Origin of the sequence: Dorea sp. Marseille-P4042 (assembly GCF_900290215.1) — a bacterium.
Lineage (GTDB): Bacteria > Bacillota > Clostridia > Lachnospirales > Lachnospiraceae > Dorea > Dorea formicigenerans.
This window is the reverse complement of sequence record NZ_OLMI01000003.1, coordinates 474,261-491,231: the sequence shown is the minus strand read 5'-3', so window position 1 is coordinate 491,231 and position 16,971 is coordinate 474,261. Positions and strand designations below refer to the sequence as shown.

The following is a 16,971-nucleotide window of genomic DNA, read 5'->3' as shown; positions in this document are numbered from 1 at the left end:
GGATTAAGGGACCCTCTTTGATAAGTAGGAGGTTTATATGAAAAAAGTTAAATTTGGAATCGTAGGAGTCGGAGACTTTGGAGTCATGCATATTCAGGCTTTAAAACAATTGCCCGAGGCGGAAGTACATGCAGTCAGCTGCAGAACAGAAAGCCGATTGAAAGCAATCTGTGAGAAATATAAAATCCCTAACTGGTATACAAATGTGGATGATCTTATGAATGATCCAGAGATTGATGTGATCATTGTCGCAACAGGTGAGGATACCCATTACAGCTTTACAGAGAAAGCAATCCGGGAAGGAAAGCATGTGTTGTTAGAAAAACCGATTTGTTTAAATGTCGAAGATGGGAAAAAGCTGCTCGAATTAGAGCAAAGTACGGATCTATATATTTTGCCGGGACATATCTTGCGCTATGACGCATCTTACAATAATGCTTATAGAATATTACAAAATGAAGATATGTATGGCAAAATTTTATCTATTAGGGTAAAAAGGAACGTACCGATCGAGAGATTTTCGCTGCATTCAAGAACACATCCGGTTTTTATGGCATTGGCACATGATATAGATATCATTACATGGTTGACAAATTCTCGTATAAAAAGTGTCTGCGGGGTCCAGAAAAAATCGAAAGAGGAATATAGAAGTCCTGACATTGTGTTTGGAATCGCAGAAATGGAAAATGGTGTCGTATGTAATCTGGAAACGCAGTGGAGGCTGCCTAATGAATTTGGACAGTATTTGGATACGGAATTGACAGTGATGACGGAAAAAGGGCAGTTGAAACTGAATTGTCCGGGGAATACACTTGTATCCATGTTTGACGGAAAGTTGGAAAGTCATGATATGACATTATGGCCGGAAATTAATGGTGAGATTACAGGAGCGTTGGTAAATGAAAATAAGCATATGATCGATTTGGTTTTGGGGAGAACGAAGAAACCAATCGTGACTGTCGAACAGGCAGTGCGTGGCATTGAATTTTGCCAGTATTTGATTGAATCTTGTAATACAGGAAAGATTGTTGAAAGGGGATGCATGACCAAATGAGGTTGACAGAAGATATTTACTTGGTAGGGAGTGCGGAATTTGGGCTTTCCAATGCCTATGACTGTCATGTCTATTTACTCGACGGCGGCGAGGAAGCGACGCTGATTGATTGCGGCGTGGGTTATGATACCGGACAGATTATCCGAAATATAGAAAAATATATAGATATAGAAAAAGTAAAAAAAGTATATCTTACACACTTGCATGCAGATCATTGCGGGGGTGGAAGGGACCTGCAGGAGTTAGGGATAGAAATTGTTGCGCCCCGAAATGAATGGGAAGATATGCAGGCGCATCCGGATGAGGTAAGAGAAGCTTATGAAATTTCTCGAAATTCAGGGTGTTATCCGGAAGGTAAAGAATTTATTTTTCCCAACCCTGACGTATATGTTACGGATGGAGAAGAGCTTAAAGTAGGAAAATATACTTTAAGATGTATTGAATTACGTGGGCACAGTGCGGGGCTGATGGCATATTTTTTAGATGATGGGAAAAGAAAGATTCTGTTTTCGGGAGATTATGTCTTTGTCAATGGATTAGTCGGTTTGTTGAATTGTCCGGGATGTGATCTATCTTTATATAGAAAAGATATTAAGAAATTAAAAGGGCTTGAAGCCGATATCTTATTGCCGGGACATCGGATGGTCGTAATGGATCGTGCGCAGGAACATATAGACAAAGCCATTTATCATATGTCTAGAGCATTTATCCCGCCGTCGTTTTAAGAGTGAGAAGAGTATGAAAAGAGAAATTAGTCAGATATTAAAAGAGTTTGTTGAAATTCCAAGTGTAAATCCGGGAGATTGCAAGTTAGAAGATAACAAGTATTTCGGGGAAGCTGCTTTTGTGGAGCATGTGTATGAAATGTGCTGTGCAAATGGATATTATTGTGAGAAACAAGAAGTGCTGCCAGGAAGATCGAATCTGTTGATCCATATGAGTGAGTGCTTAGGTGAGAAACCTATTGTTTTGTTTCAGACGCACAGTGATGTTGTAGATGTAAAAGAGATGAAAGACGCATTTTCTCCAAAGATCCGTGAAGGGAAATTGTGGGGACGAGGGAGCTGTGACGCCAAAGGGCAGCTGTGCGCAATGTTTTTGGCAATGGAACAATTGAAGGAACAAAAGGAAAAACTTCCGTTTGATCTCTGTCTGGCTTTGTGTTGTGATGAAGAATTTCAGCATAGAGGTGTGGATGAGTTTTTAAATTGGAAATATAGAGATAAGGTTGTTTTTGCTGTGGTTGGTGAGCCGACAGAATTAAGGCTGGCCTGTGCCTGTAAAGGCAGTATTCGCTTTTGTATTGAGACAACAGGGATTGCGGCTCATACATCTATGCCGGAAAAGGGAGAAAATGCAATTTATTTAATGGCAAAGATCATCCAGATCTTTCAAAATAAAATCGAAAAACAGACAGTATGCAGATGTGACTCTGCATGCAAAAACGCAACAGTAGCCGTGTCGCTGATACAAGGAGGAACAATCGTAAATTCTGTTCCTGACTACTGTATTATTCATATAGATAGAAGAATGATACCAGGAGAAACGTGGGAAGTGGTATATCAAGAAATGCAAGATATGGTTTGTAAAGAATTAAGTGACAATGAAAAAATGCGTGTTATATTCCAAAAGCCATATTTGACAGATCCTTCCTATGGAACAAAGCTGGAAGAAGATAAGAAACAGATCGTCAAAGAAGTGTTAAAAAAGCATGGCTTGCATGAACAGATCATAGGTTTGCCTTATGGTTGTGATGCAAGCAAGTTAGCAAAATGGGGGATCCCGGTGTTTGTCTTTGGCCCCGGTTCCATAGAACAGGCACATACGAAAGAGGAATACATTGAAATCAATCAAATTGGGAAAGCGTCAGAAGTATTAAAAGATTTGGTTTTGAAATTTACAGAGAAGGAGTAAGGATATGGGGACTTTGGAAGAAATCATTCGTGATATAAGAAGTACGGCGCAAAAATGCTATTTAGATACAGGCGCCATGTCTTTGATGCCTAAGACTGTGTTTGAAGCGATTGAAGATTTTCATGAAAGTCGCAGAAGAAATGGACCGTCATTTGCAGAATATTGGAAAGAAGTAGACACACTGCGAAGCAGAACCGCACAATTGATCGGAAGTGCTCCGGAAGAGATCATGTTTTTGCAGAATACGTCCATGGGGATCAATCTGGCGGCAAAAGCTGTTGATCTAAAAGTGGGAGACAATGTTGTTGTTACAAATATAGAATTTCCATCTAATATATATCCATGGATGAATCTAGAATCACAAGGGGTAGAAGTGAGGATGATAGATATAAGTGATGGGAGACTTGACGAGGAGAAACTGGCAAAGATATGCGACGAAAAAACGAAGGTGCTGAGTATAAGCTGGGTACAGGCGTTAAACGGTATGGTGACAAATTTGCAGATGTGCAGTGAATTTTGCCAGACGCATGATATCGTCTTTGTCGTGGATGCGATACAGGGACTTGGTGTGCTGCCAATCGATGTGAAGAAAGTACATATTGATTTTTTGGTAAGCGGATTTTTTAAATGGCTTTTAGGACCGGATGGAATTGCGTTTGTTTATATTAATCAAGAAATACTGGGAAATCTGAACAATCCATTTATCGGCTGGGCGGGGATGAAAAATAAGTTTGATTACACAACATATAAATTTGATCTGCTGTTGGAAGCCAGGCGGTACGAAACAGGGAATATGAATTTTTCCGGAATTTTCGGAGCAAGGCAAGGAGTAGAAATTATTTTAGAACATCAAGAAGAGATAGGGGAAAAAGTACAAAATCTTACACAGTATTTGAGAGACGCAGTTCAAAAACTGGATGGAGCAGAAGTTTTGTCTCCGGCCGAAGGAGAAATGGCGGGAATCACACTCATAGGATGCAGAGACTCGAAGCAAAAATATGAGTTGCTACAAAAGAAAGGAATAACAGTAAATTATAGGAATGGTATACGGGTTTCTCTGCATTTCTATAATACAACGGAGGATATTGATTGTTTTTTAGGTACTATACGATAATATAGCAAAGGAAGATGATGTGGTTGTTATCAGTACACGGAGAATTGTATGAGATGGACCGTCGGCTGGTAAAGGACAGCCTGCTGCTACCGTTTATCTCATGAAAGGGGAAAGCTAGCGAGGACGAAACCTAAAAACCTATTCAATAGAAATCAGTGATCCTGCTGAATAACTGTTGATGATTAATTAGCCAAGGTGCATTGGCTGTTTCTATCGGACTCTAACACAGGGTATCATCAGAATAAGGAACATTGGAATACCATTATTTTGGATGGTTCTATTCCTGAAAATGAGATTCAAAGAATGATTTCCGAAAGTTATGATTTGATTACGGATAATCCGACGAAGAGAATTTATGAGGCAGTGAAGAAAATCCCCAAAGGTCATGTTGCGACTTATGGTAAAGTTGTTGAGATGGCAGGAGATGCAAAGATGGCAAGAGCAGTTGGAAATGCGCTTCATAAGAATTCGGCTCCAGAACATATTCCTTGCTTTCGTGTGGTCAATTCGAAAGGAGAATTAGCCGGTGCGTTTGCCTTTGGAGGAGAAAGTATGCAGGCGAAATTACTGGAGGCAGACGGGGTAGAGGTAATCGATGGAAAAGTAGATTTGAAGAAATATGGGATATAACAAAAAAATATAAAGAAAAAAAGAACCTAACGTACCGCTTAAGATGCGGGTTGCGTTGGGTTCTTTGAGTCCAAAAAGAGAGTGGCTTACATTGGTTGTCTTTAAATTGATAAAAAACATTACAGCCATATTCAAGCCATGCTTTTTCACGTTGGTAACTTTCGGATGCTAGGATTCCTAATATAACACATTTCATCCCTAATTCTTTTGCTTTACGGCGAAGTGGCTCCTTTTTTAGCTTGTCGCAACATTTATCAGAAATAGGTAATTCCATATATTTTTGATATTTCTTGAAGTTGCGCTCTATGTAATCAATAGAGTTTTGCTTGGTACGAGGAGTTTTTGCGTGTTGATATGTTCTGATGGCGTTTGAAACGCGTTTGGAGAACATAGGATACCCATAGTGTTCCACTACTTTTTTGAAATTCCACATTTCTCCCTTAGAATCTATAGGATAGACAATCATGATATTGGTATGATTTTCTTTGATTTCCCATTGGATGTGTTTTAAGGTTTCAGAATATTCGTTAGTGGTATTTGCAAATAAATGTAATATGTTAGGGTATAATTGTTTAGTAATATGAGATAACACCGTAGAGTCTTTTCCACCCGAATAAGATATGTAGCAGTGATCTTCTCCAAAAGTTCTAACAGCTTGATTAATAAGATACTTTGTCTGAATTATTTTGGCTTCAAGAGGCATAGAACGCAATGAAGCTAAAGTGTCACGTCGGTAAGTGAGATATTGAGTACGTTCTTCTCCACATTTCTTGCAGTATCTGGAATCACGACTATAACGCATGCTTTCATCGTACTCTTCATCACATTTTTTACAAACAAACATTGTTTTAATCCTCCTTTTCTGTTTTTGAACTAACAAATTCTTTGTATTATTATTATAATACAAAATAATTGTTAGTCAAGAGCGGAAATACAAAATTTTATTGTAAAAAAAGCATAATTATAGTACAATAAAAAATTGGAAAGGTGGGCATTTCTATGGAAATTGGAAGCAGATTATCTGAATTAAGAAAGAAATATGGATACACACAAAAACAATTAGCAGAGGCTCTCAATTTGTCTCAACAAAGAGTTAGTAACATAGAAAGGAATACCACGGCACCAGATGTGGAATTTTTACATGGTGCAGCTGATTTGTACAAGATTTCTTTAGATGAACTTATTGGTAGAAGAACACTTATCACTGAGGAAAGCAGCTATGAACAGCAGATATTAAATGTCGTTGAAACTATGGACGACACAAAAAAAGAGCTGAGTTTGCGTTTATTAAACGAAGTGGCTCAACAAAGAGGTGATAAAGATGGCGAATAGTTATTTTAACGAAAATACGCTTGAGGAGTTAATTGAAGAAATTAAGTATGTCTACAAGTCCGATGACAGACCATGGGTTATAGGATATAGCGGTGGCAAGGATTCTACAACAGTAGTAGAACTTGTTTATAAGATGTTATTGGGATTAGATCCAGATGATAGACATAAAAATGTTTATATTGTATCTTCGGATACTCTAATTGAAAATCCACTTATAAAAATATATTTAAGTAAAATGAATGATTTGTTGGGACAGGCAGCAGATAGAGATGGGCTACCAATAAAGTCGGCTATGGTTACACCTCCACCAAACAATTCGTTTTGGGCAAATGTTATTGGAAGAGGATTCCCTACACCTAGAATGAATGGAACATTCAGATGGTGTACAGATAGATTAAAAATAAATCCTAGTGGTGAATATATTCAAAGAGTTATTGATGAGGAAGAAAAAGAAGTAGTTGTTCTTCTTGGAGTCAGGAAAGCAGAAAGTATAGCACGAAAGAGAAGAATTGAAGGCAGAGAACTTGCAAATAGACTTCTAAATCGACATGAAACCATACAGGATGCATATGTTTATAACCCTATTGCAGAACTTACAACAGATGATGTATGGGATGTTTTACTTAGGTGTGATGGCGGAAGAACACCTTGGGGATCAGATAATAGCGAATTGGTATCGCTTTACGCGGATGCAGATAGTGGAGAATGTCCTTTTGCTGGTATTCATGCAGGTGGTCAGACACAGAGCTGTGGTAATTCACGTTTTGGGTGCTGGGTATGCACAGTTGTTAAAGAAGATAAGTCGTTAAATGGATTTATAAAGAGTGGACATAGAGAGTTGATACCACTTGCTGAATTTAGAAGTTGGCTTATGAGTATACGAGATAATGAAGAATATCGAGAGAAAAAGAGAAGAAATGGAACGGTATATCGTGATAAGCAAGGTAATATGGGATTCGGTCCATTTAACTGGAAAGCAAGAAAACTTATTCTTCGAAAGTTGTTAGAAACCCAACAGGTTATGGGATATGAACTTATAACATTAGATGAACTGAAAGCAATAGATGAAATCTGGGATCAAGAATTAGACTTATCTCGAAGAGTTTTAGTTGAATTATATGAGGAAATAACAGGGAAAAGACTTCCTTGGTATGACTATAAAGAACCTTTGATTGATAATGAAACTGTTGTTGAATTAGAAAATCTGGCTCAAAAAAATAATGTGCCAGAGGAATTGATCCGCAATCTGTTATTATCGGTTTATCGAAATAAAAACTATTCAAATCAAAAAATACTTAGAGATGGAATAGATAGGCTATTGAATCAGCAATGGCTACATTATGAAATAATAGAGGAGATTGAAAATGAAAATCAATAAAGTAAAATTACATAATTTCAGCTCCTATGAGGGTAATAATGAATTTGATTTCGAGATAACAGATGCTGGGAAAAACATTGTACTCATTGGTGGAAAAAATGGGGCAGGTAAAACTTCTCTTTTCACGGCAATAAAAGTTGCATTGTATGGACCATTAGCATATGGATATGTAGGTGTAAATAGTCATTATATTTCTAAAATTAAAGACTTAATCAATTCAAAAGCATTTCAACAGGAGGTTGTGGAATCGGAAGTACAGATAACGCTACAACTTAAGATCGAGCGTGATATTAGAAATTATGTGATAACAAGGAAATGGGATTATACCAATCAAAGGATTACAGAGAAATACACAGTAGAAAGAGATGGCAAGCAATTGAATGACCAAGAATTGTCATACTTTGAGAATTATTTGCGAAGTATTATCCCTCCGGACTTATTTGAATTTTTCCTTTTTGATGGAGAAGAGGTTGGTAATATTTTCTCTACCAGTGCATACAATACATATGTTAGGAATGCTGTATTCACAATGTGTGGAATGGATGTGTTTGAGATTATCCGTAAATTTACACAAGGATATGTAACAAGAAACAATTCTATAGATGATGATGACGCATACGACACATATGAGTCTGCAAAACAGCAGATGGAACTATTAGAAACAGAGAAGGAAAAACTTGATTCAAAAGTAAACAATTTAACAAAGGAATTAGAAGATATAGAGGTTCAACTTACTGAATTAGAAACTGCATTTAAAAATGCAGGAGGAATTTCGCGTAAAGAGAAGAAACAGTTAGAAAATGAGTATAATCATGCAGAGAAAGTGAAAACGGAAACACTCACAAATATTAAAATATTTGTGGAAGGACTTATGCCGTTTTATATATTGAAAGATTTTGCTAATCCAATTATGTCACAACTGGATTTTGAAGAAAAAGGTGAGATATTTTATTACGTTCAAAGCAAGCTGAAGCGAGATTCAATTTCAGAATTATTAAAAGGTGATGTGTCAGATTCAAAGGTGGATCAGTTGATGGATTATTTATTGGACACATTTAGACCAAAAGGTTTCCGTGATGATATGGAAATGATGTTTGATTTGTCAAAAGAGGACATTGGACGAGTAAATGGCATTGTATCGTCTTTAGATGATTTTGATGTATCTGCAATGGTTGATATGGTTAAAAAGAGAAAGGCAGCTTCTGAAAGAACAGCAGAGATTAATAGAATACTGAAAAACTCAATGAGTGAGGAGGATGTTAATACATTTGCTCAAAAGGAAAATGAAATTCTTAAGAAAAAGGATGACTTAACAAGTAGACTATATGACTCGCAACACAAATTAGAGGATATTGATAAAGAATTGCATTCGCAAGGGCAAATTAGAGATAAAGCGATGCAAATTCTTAAATCAAATGCTCAGAATAAGCATGTCTATGAGCTGAGCGCTGGTATTTCTTCTATGATGGAACAGTTCCTAGAAGAGAAAACTGTAAGCATAAGAAAGAAACTTGAGAAGGCTATTGTACAGAAATTGAAATCAATTTATAGAAAAAACAATTTGATAACACATATCGAAATTGGAAAGAATTTTGATTTTAATTTATATCAGGACGAGGAATACAACGGCAAAGAACTCTTGACACTGTACAAGAATTTGGGAAGTTCAGAGTTTACAAATCTTATTGGAACTAAAGGTGAAAAAAGACTGATTAAAATGTTACACGGTACATCTATAAATGTGCTGAAAAATAAATCTGAAGTCGAATTGGGCAAGGAACCAATTCAATTATATAAGAAAATTGAGCTAGGAAGATTGTCAAAAGGAGAACGTCAAATTTTTATCTTGGCATTGTATTGGGCGATTATCGAGATATCAGGACAGAATATTCCGTTTGTTATTGATACTCCATATGCGAGAATAGATGCAAATCATAGACGTGAAATCTCAGAAAAATTCTTCCCGAATATTAGTAATCAGGTAATTATTCTGTCTACAGATGAAGAAATAAATGAGGAGTACTATAAGATAATAAAACCTTATATTTCAAAAGAGTATCTGTTGATTAACGATGAAAATGAAAACAGAACTACGATTGAGAATAATTACTTTTTTGAGGTGTAGCCAATGATTTTTAGATTAAAAACATCAAAGAGAACACAAGAAATCTTTGAGGAACTAGAAAATAGAACAAATTATAAACCATATACCTTGGTTAAACATGCGATAGCATGGTCTTTGTTAGAAAAAACATCAGTCGCAGATTATAAGTCAGATTCTGATGGATTAGATTTGAATAGACAGACTATTACAGGTGATAATGATACATATTTCAAGGTGCTTATTGAACAGGTTGAAGGAAGATATTTAACAGACGAGGAATATTTTCCACAGTATGTAAAGGCACATATCGATAGAGGAAGTCAACTGTTGCTAGATATGTATAATCATGCTGGAAATATGGATAAATATATTCTTCAGGTTTTAGGAGAGGGGGATACAGTATGATTTATTTAGATAATAGTGCGACCTCTCCAGTTGATGAGGAAGTTAGAGATGCGATGCTTCCATATTTGAATGAGGAGTTTGGAAATCCATCAAGTAAATATTATTGCAAAGCAACCCATGCTAAGAATGCTGTCGAGGAAGCCAGAGAAAAGGTTGCAAGGTTGCTAGGTGCAAAGCCGGATGAGATTATTTTCACAGCTGGAGCAACAGAAAGTACAAATTTTATTATTAAGGGATATTTGGATTATAGAAAGTTTTACGGAGATGGCAAGAATCATGTGATTACATCTCTTGTAGAACACAAGGCAACATTAAACGCATGTAAGTATTTGAATGGTGAATTATATTCAAACAATGATCCTACTACATCTTTATTTGGTGTAAAGAAAAAAGTAGATAGAGGATATGAAGCTTCATTTGTTGGAGTTACTCCAGATGGTGAGATTAGTGTTGAAGAAATTACTTCTGCAATTAAAGAAAATACAGCACTTGTATCAATGCTTTATGTGAATAACGAAATAGGGACAATAAGTGATGTTGAGTCAGTGGCAGAAATCTGTAAGAAGAATAACATTGCACTTCATTCTGATTTGACACAGGCATTGGGCAAGACAGAAATTGATGTTAAGAAAATGGGAATTGACTATGCATCTTGTTCGGCACATAAAATATACGGACCGAAAGGAATAGGCGCAGCATTTATGAAGTCTGATGCTTATGGAATCGCACCCATTACAGCATTTATGCACGGGGGAGAACAAGAATTTGGATTCCGTGCAGGTACACATGCTGTTCATAATATTGTAGGTTTTGGCAAGGCTGCTGAAATTGCGCTTAGAGATCTTAAGGAAAATGAAGCACATATCAAAAGTTTGGATGATATGTTGATTGCAGGTATTTCACCAATTGATGGAATTCATACAACGGTAGATGCAGCAAAACGTTTACCAGGAATTGTGAGCTTGGTAGTAGATAAATCTGATTTTCATAATGAAAGATTTATTAAGAAGATTAGTGAAGAAGTGGCTTTATCGACAGGTTCAGCTTGTAGTGCAGGAGAACCATCTTATGTAATACAGGCACTTGGATTGGCAGATAAGGTTACAAAAGTACTTAGAGTGTCTATAAACAAATATACAACAGCAAAAGATATAGAAGAATTTGTAGGCATACTTAAAGCTGAAATTTAGGAGGAATAACACGTTATGGCACTAATGATGGATAACAAACCAACTGAATATAAAGGTGAAGCGTTAGTATGGGAAAAACTGTCTTCATTATTGCCTAACGATATTGTTGTCTACAATCATCGAGAGGTGGTTGATGATCGTGAATTTGATTTCGCATTACTTATAAAAAATGTTGGAATTATGGTCATTGAAGTAAAAGGATGGCAGTCTCAGTACATCTTTGATGTGAAAGGTCCTGATGAAATTGTGATTCAAGGAGAAACCCAAATTTATGGTTCTCCAGAGAAACAGGCAAGAGGATATAGATTTGATTGGCTGAATTTTTTGAATGACCAGTTTGCAATAAGTCCTGTTGTATTATCAATGGTATGTTATCCGTTTATATCAGAAAAAGAATATAAGGATGTAAGGTTAGACATTGTATCATCTAGGGATTTTACTATTTTCTCGGATGACCTGAATTCAGCAACTAAGCTAGGGCAGAAGATATCAAATGCATTTGTCAAGAAAAAGCCGTTAAACAGTACTCCGTTTGATGAAAAAGCAATGGCTATAGTAAGACAACATTTTGAACCATCATATAAGGCAAAGGATGATCAAATTATAGAGGTTTCGGATGCATATTCATTACTGAAGGTATTCAACAAAGAATTAACAGAAAAGGATTCAGATGAACTGATAGAAATGTATTTTGCCGGAACAAAGATTGTTACATTTGTTAAGAATGAAATAGATTTACTATCCGTATGCAATAAGCTGGAAGCAGGATTTAATGCCAGAGGTATTATTTCTGATAAAGGAAATGTGAGATTGGCAGAAGTAGATGAAAGAAATGATTTTAGTGGTGTATCTGGCTCATATAGAATATTTAATTTTGAAATTTATACCTATAATTTGGATTTGAATAATGATGAAATTATTGTAGAGGGACAATATACAGAACAACAAAAATTGATACTTGAAGATGTTGCAAATTCCACAAGCTGGAATTTTGATCAGTATAAGGTTGAACATGCAATGGGTGATAAAAATGTACTTGTTCAAGCAGGTGCGGGAACTGGTAAAACCTACTCAATGGTATCTCGTATTGCCTATTTATGCATGAGCAGAAAACGATTTGTAAATAATCTTGTAGATGAGATTGCTATGGTAACTTTTACGAATGAAGCTGCTGATAATATGAAGTTAAGACTAAAGCAGTATTTTATGAATTGTTATATTCTTACCAAAAACAAAAAAGTGCTACATGAAATAGAGGCTGTAGATTTAATGCAGATTTCGACCATACATAAATTTGCAAAAGCTGTTTTGCAAAGCAGTGCTATGGAATATGGACTGGGTGCGGATTTTGCAATTTCCTCAAGTGAGTATGCGAAAGAGCAGATATATGAGAAATATCTTAATAATTTTCTGGTTGAAAAGCAAAAGGAAGATGCGAATTTTGCCCAACAACTAAGAATGCCTGTTCATAAGTTTAGAAAATTGTTAATGAATTTTTCACAGCAATTATATAATAAAAGCTATGGGATTAAAGAACTTAAAGCAGAAAATTTGGGGACGTTTGAAGAGTGGTCATTTTTTAATGATGTCATAATGAAGGTTATGATACCAGCAGAAAATGAATACGAAGAACAGATATTCTCAAAAAATAAAATTGATTTGAAAGAAAGTATGCTGTTACTGAACGATGCAGTAAATGGTGCATTTAAGGAAAAATGTGGTCTTAAATATAAGTACTTATTTATTGATGAGTTTCAGGATACTGATGATGTTCAGATTGATTCTTTCTTAAAGTTGCAAAATGTGATTAAAGATACAAAGTTGTTTGTAGTTGGCGACTTAAAGCAGAGTATTTACCGTTTTAGAGGTGCGACAATTAGTGCGTTTGATCTGATTAGAACAGATAAAGAAAAATGGGAAGAATTTTCACTTACCATAAATTATAGAACTGATAAGAGATTATTAGATAAATTTGATGCAGTATTTTCTAAAATGGGCACAAAAGGGTATTTGCCATTTCGTAAAGGAAAGGATTCACTTACCAGTAGTGTTGAGACGTATCTATCGGAACATGAGTTAGTGACCAAATTAGAGTATGACGGCGATGAGCAGAGGATGGAACAGCTCTTTGCAGAAATCGCAAGGCAGAAAGATATTATAAAATATCTATCCAAGCATCATAAACTATCTTCTAAAGATATGATAATTGCCATTTTGGTAAGAGATAATTGGCAAATTCATAATATTTTGGAAGAAGCAAAGGTTCGAGGTGAGTTTATAGAAACTCAAGTAGGTGGAGATTTATATCAGCTTATGCCTGCTTTAGATTTGTATAAATTGGTAATTGCGCTGCTTAACCCGAGAGATCCAGTGAATCTTTTTAATTTGATAGATTCAAATTATGTAGGAATTCAGTTAGATATACAAGGATTACATGGTTTAGGCACAGAGGAGCAGGTAAAAAAGTTAACAGATGTACTTAATCAGTATTTCTTAACTGTGATGAACACAACATGGGAAAAGATAATTATGGATACTAAGGTTCAACCAATTTTAATGCTGCTGAGGAGTATCTATGAAGGATGTCAGCCTTGGTATCAATATTCAGATACCGATAGTGGGCAAAGATTCTATAAAGCAAATTATGAATTGGTATTAGAGAAAATAATTAAAACATATAGTGTAGATTACTTAACTCTCAATGTGATAGAACACAGTATGCACATAAATGTTATGACAAAGCAGGAAGAACTCGCACGAAATATAGAGGTTGAGACTGATGATATACGAGTGATTTGTACTACTGTTCATAAAGCAAAAGGATTGGAATATGGATGCGTAATTATGCCATATATGGGTATGGATATTGCATCAATGAAGAAAGCTGATTTAGATGTGTATGTAGAAAATGAAAAACTTGCATATGGAATTAGAATTGGAGATGAACAAAACAAGAAATATAATTCCAATTATGATGTATCGCAGGAACAAAATGAACGAGTTAACGAAGAAAGTCGAGTATTGTATGTAGCACTAACACGAGCTATCAGAAATGTTGTTTGGATGAAGGATATTAAATCAAAGAGCAAGATTTCGTGGCAGAATTTAATGGAGGTATAAAATGTCATTATCAATATATACTTACAGCAATCCATACGAAATAAATAATGAACCCTATTGGGATTCAATAAGAAACTGTGCTCATTTTTGTGTTTCGCAGACAATGGTAAATGGATTGTCAGCAGTATATGATGAATTGGATAATGGACAATTAGCAACAGTAGAAGAATTAGCAGAAGCATTATACCCAAGATGGTTTGATACAAAAACATACATTGAACAGTACACAATTTTAACCAATACACTAGATAAAGTGACGCCAAACATTGAACCTGATAGATGGAAAAAGATAAAACAATCTCTGCGATTTAATAAGAGTGCATTGTTGGATAGTATTCGACTGATGGCTGAAATGGGACTGTTATTAAAAAATATAAAAATTAAAAAGATAACAGAAGAGCAAATGTATTTAGTTGCTGCTTATAATGCAATTCTGCGAGGCGAGAATGCCGAGATTTTTGCTTTAAAAAAGAATTTCTCGGAAAGTGAAATTGATAATGCTGTCAAAACAGCACTGGTGGCAAAAGATAAAAGGCGAGGTAAGGAAGTAAAATCTATAGAGAGTGTTGATTGTAATACGGTAGTTATTCATGGAATACATCAATTTACTCCAACAATTCTTTCAATGCTTGAAGAGGTTTCAAAATACAAGCGGGTCGTGTTGTTATTTAATTATCAACAGCAGTATAACGAGATATATCAAACATGGTTGGATGTTTATTCCTGTTTTGATTTGAATATAAAGAGTCAGTTCAATAACGAATTTAAGCCAACAACATTGCTACAGCCGAGCTACGAAGGAAATATGCTCGCAGATCAAATTGGAAAATTATCTAATGGAATAATCATTGAAAAAAGCAAAGATATAAATAATGTAAAGGTTGTTGAGTTTGATAATATTACAGAATTTTCAGCATATGTTGCACGTATATATGAGGAGGCTGCTAAAGATTTTCATGCAGACGAACATAAGAACGGCTCAGTTCTTTCGTACATGAAGGAACAGTTTTATTCTGCCAATAATTCTGTAAATGATATATTGAAAGTTTATTTTCCAGAACAATTTGGAGAAAGACATTTCTTAGCTTATCCAATTGGTCATTTTTTCGTAGCTGTTACCAATATGTGGGACAGTGAAAATGGTGGTATTAGAATCGAGAATATGAATGATATTGCAGAATGCTTGTATTCAGGAGCTCTCTATGAAAAGAAAGTAGGATCATTAATTACTACCTTCAATCAGACAAAAAATTATTTTTCTAGGGCGACAAAGTTGAAAGGAGATAGCGAAACAGATGGCGTAATTGATTTGCTGAAAAAGCTAAAGAAACAAATGTCCAAGCTTAATAAAGGTAAAATAGAGTATATCGAACAATTAGCGAAGTTATCATATTTCAATGTTGAATTAGATGAAATAGATGAGCTGATTGAAGCACTTGAGGCACTTAATACTATTACAAAGATATTTTATGAAGATTTTGAAAATGAGAATAATAATTTTAAGCATTTTTATGAGAAATTAAAGGATTTTGTAGAAACACAAATTCTACCAACTGCAGACGCAGAATCTGAGTTTCAAGATATTTTACTGAGACTATTAGTTAGACTAGAAGAAATTGAAAAAATCGAGACAACTAGCACATTTGATTGTTTAAAAGATACAATGGCATATTATCTAAAACAGGAAAGTCAGAAAGGGGAAAGTGCGAACTGGATCGTCAGAGACTTTCAACAGATTGATGGAGATATATTGAAAAGTTCAACTCAGGATCCAGACATAATCTATCATTTTGCGTGTGTGTCCGATTCTGATATGAATGTAAAACGAGAAGATCAATTTCCGTGGCCATTGACTATAGAGTTTTTTGAAAGAGCATATGAACCATTAGATTGGAAATATCAGGTTTATGTTAAAGCAAGAAAAGAATTTAAACATTTTAAAAGATATGCACTGATTTATGGATTAGAGTTTAATAGATGTAAGTTTAAACTGAGTTTTATAAAAAACGATGATGATAAAGAAAATGAACTGTATTATATTTTAAAGCTGTTAGGGGTTAAAACAGAAAAAAATATTCATGATACGACCGAGGTTCATGAGAAACAAAATATCACATTTGATTTGGGTAAAAATACAAATAATTTTGTGGATTTAGATGGATTTAGAAGACGCATATGTGGATATAGATTTGCATTAGAGTCATTAATAGAAAATGGTACTAAGTATCAAGATAGATTCCTGCAGACAAAATATCTAGAGATAATTTTGGCAAATAATGTGCGGCGTAAATTAGAAGGTCAAATTGCCACAGAGGCAATAATGAATGAGGCACTTGATGATTCAGCAGAACGCTTGAGACGATATTTTAGATTTTTAAACGAATCTGAGATAACAGATATCAAATCAAATGCTAAGAATGCGATTATTCATCAAGCGTTGCAGGATGGTAAGATAAAACAGTTTCCAAAGGTAACAGATATTGATTCTGAAATGATGAGAAAGAAAGAAGAATTCATATACCTGCATTTGGAAAATGAAAATCAGGAGAATGTATTACTTGGCAAATTTAATGATTTGACGATGGCAGAAAAAAAACAGTTTTTACCGGATAATCTTAAAAATGCAAGTTACGACAAAGAAGCAAATATATGGTGTCAATGGTGTGCAGTAAGAGAGAAGTGTCTTGAAAACTACAAATCATTGGTTGAAATATAAGGGAGGTTAAGCTT

The 16,971-nt window shown here is 35.1% G+C and carries 12 protein-coding genes and 2 pseudogenes; 12 read left to right on the top strand and 2 right to left on the bottom strand.

Features of this window, described 5'->3' with window-relative positions; all coding sequences use genetic code 11:
* The first annotated feature begins 37 nt into the window (after nt 1-37).
* From C7E02_RS15875 to C7E02_RS15855, 5 genes and pseudogenes are all read left to right on the top strand, one after another.
* Nucleotides 38-1,054: a Gfo/Idh/MocA family protein gene (locus C7E02_RS15875; protein ID WP_105310117.1), complete on the top strand. Its 1,017-nt coding sequence runs from the start codon at nt 38-40 to the stop codon at nt 1,052-1,054.
* A 2-nt stretch (nt 1,055-1,056) separates the two neighbouring features.
* On the top strand, nt 1,057-1,779 hold the full coding sequence (locus C7E02_RS15870; RefSeq protein ID WP_158683082.1) for an MBL fold metallo-hydrolase: 723 nt from the start codon (nt 1,057-1,059) through the stop codon (nt 1,777-1,779).
* Nucleotides 1,780-1,792: 13 nt separating this feature from the next.
* Nucleotides 1,793-2,968: a M20 family metallopeptidase gene (locus C7E02_RS15865; RefSeq protein ID WP_105310115.1), complete on the top strand. Its 1,176-nt coding sequence runs from the start codon at nt 1,793-1,795 to the stop codon at nt 2,966-2,968.
* 4 nt (nt 2,969-2,972) lie between these two features.
* Nucleotides 2,973-4,082, top strand: a complete 1,110-nt coding sequence (locus tag C7E02_RS15860; protein ID WP_105310114.1) for an aminotransferase class V-fold PLP-dependent enzyme — start codon at nt 2,973-2,975, stop codon at nt 4,080-4,082.
* A 228-nt stretch (nt 4,083-4,310) separates the two neighbouring features.
* Nucleotides 4,311-4,712: pseudogene (locus C7E02_RS15855) on the top strand (methylated-DNA--[protein]-cysteine S-methyltransferase); the annotation flags it as partial.
* A gap of 439 nt (nt 4,713-5,151) precedes the next feature.
* On the opposite strand, the pseudogene C7E02_RS20570 reads toward C7E02_RS15855, so the two are convergent.
* Nucleotides 5,152-5,415: pseudogene (locus C7E02_RS20570) on the bottom strand (phosphoadenosine phosphosulfate reductase domain-containing protein); the annotation flags it as partial.
* Nucleotides 5,416-5,429: 14 nt separating this feature from the next.
* Nucleotides 5,430-5,552, bottom strand: a complete 123-nt coding sequence (locus C7E02_RS20125; RefSeq protein ID WP_278336564.1) for a hypothetical protein — start codon at nt 5,550-5,552, stop codon at nt 5,430-5,432.
* A 159-nt stretch (nt 5,553-5,711) separates the two neighbouring features.
* Between C7E02_RS20125 and C7E02_RS15845 the strand changes: the two genes are divergently transcribed.
* The 7 genes from C7E02_RS15845 to C7E02_RS15815 are packed head-to-tail and all read left to right on the top strand — an operon-like array spanning nt 5,712 to nt 16,957.
* The gene (locus tag C7E02_RS15845) at nt 5,712-6,044 is read left to right on the top strand and encodes a helix-turn-helix domain-containing protein (RefSeq protein WP_021922306.1); all 333 of its coding nucleotides are present in this window, start codon (nt 5,712-5,714) and stop codon (nt 6,042-6,044) included.
* The gene (gene dndC / locus C7E02_RS15840) at nt 6,034-7,422 is read left to right on the top strand and encodes a DNA phosphorothioation system sulfurtransferase DndC (RefSeq protein WP_105310113.1); all 1,389 of its coding nucleotides are present in this window, start codon (nt 6,034-6,036) and stop codon (nt 7,420-7,422) included. Before C7E02_RS15845 ends, dndC begins: the two co-directional genes overlap by 11 nt.
* Nucleotides 7,409-9,547: an AAA family ATPase gene (locus C7E02_RS15835; protein WP_105310112.1), complete on the top strand. Its 2,139-nt coding sequence runs from the start codon at nt 7,409-7,411 to the stop codon at nt 9,545-9,547. Before dndC ends, C7E02_RS15835 begins: the two co-directional genes overlap by 14 nt.
* Nucleotides 9,548-9,550: 3 nt before the next feature.
* Entirely contained in the window at nt 9,551-9,931 is a 381-nt protein-coding gene (locus tag C7E02_RS15830) for a DndE family protein (RefSeq protein WP_105310111.1), read from the top strand.
* Nucleotides 9,928-11,121: a cysteine desulfurase family protein gene (locus tag C7E02_RS15825; RefSeq protein WP_105310110.1), complete on the top strand. Its 1,194-nt coding sequence runs from the start codon at nt 9,928-9,930 to the stop codon at nt 11,119-11,121. Before C7E02_RS15830 ends, C7E02_RS15825 begins: the two co-directional genes overlap by 4 nt.
* 15 nt (nt 11,122-11,136) lie before the next feature.
* Nucleotides 11,137-14,241 (top strand): UvrD-helicase domain-containing protein, encoded by a 3,105-nt coding sequence (locus C7E02_RS15820; RefSeq protein ID WP_105310109.1) that lies wholly within the window; start codon nt 11,137-11,139, stop codon nt 14,239-14,241.
* A 1-nt stretch (nt 14,242) separates the two neighbouring features.
* Nucleotides 14,243-16,957, top strand: coding sequence for a hypothetical protein (locus C7E02_RS15815; protein WP_105310108.1), 2,715 nt, complete (start codon nt 14,243-14,245; stop codon nt 16,955-16,957).
* Nucleotides 16,958-16,971 lie beyond the last annotated feature (14 nt).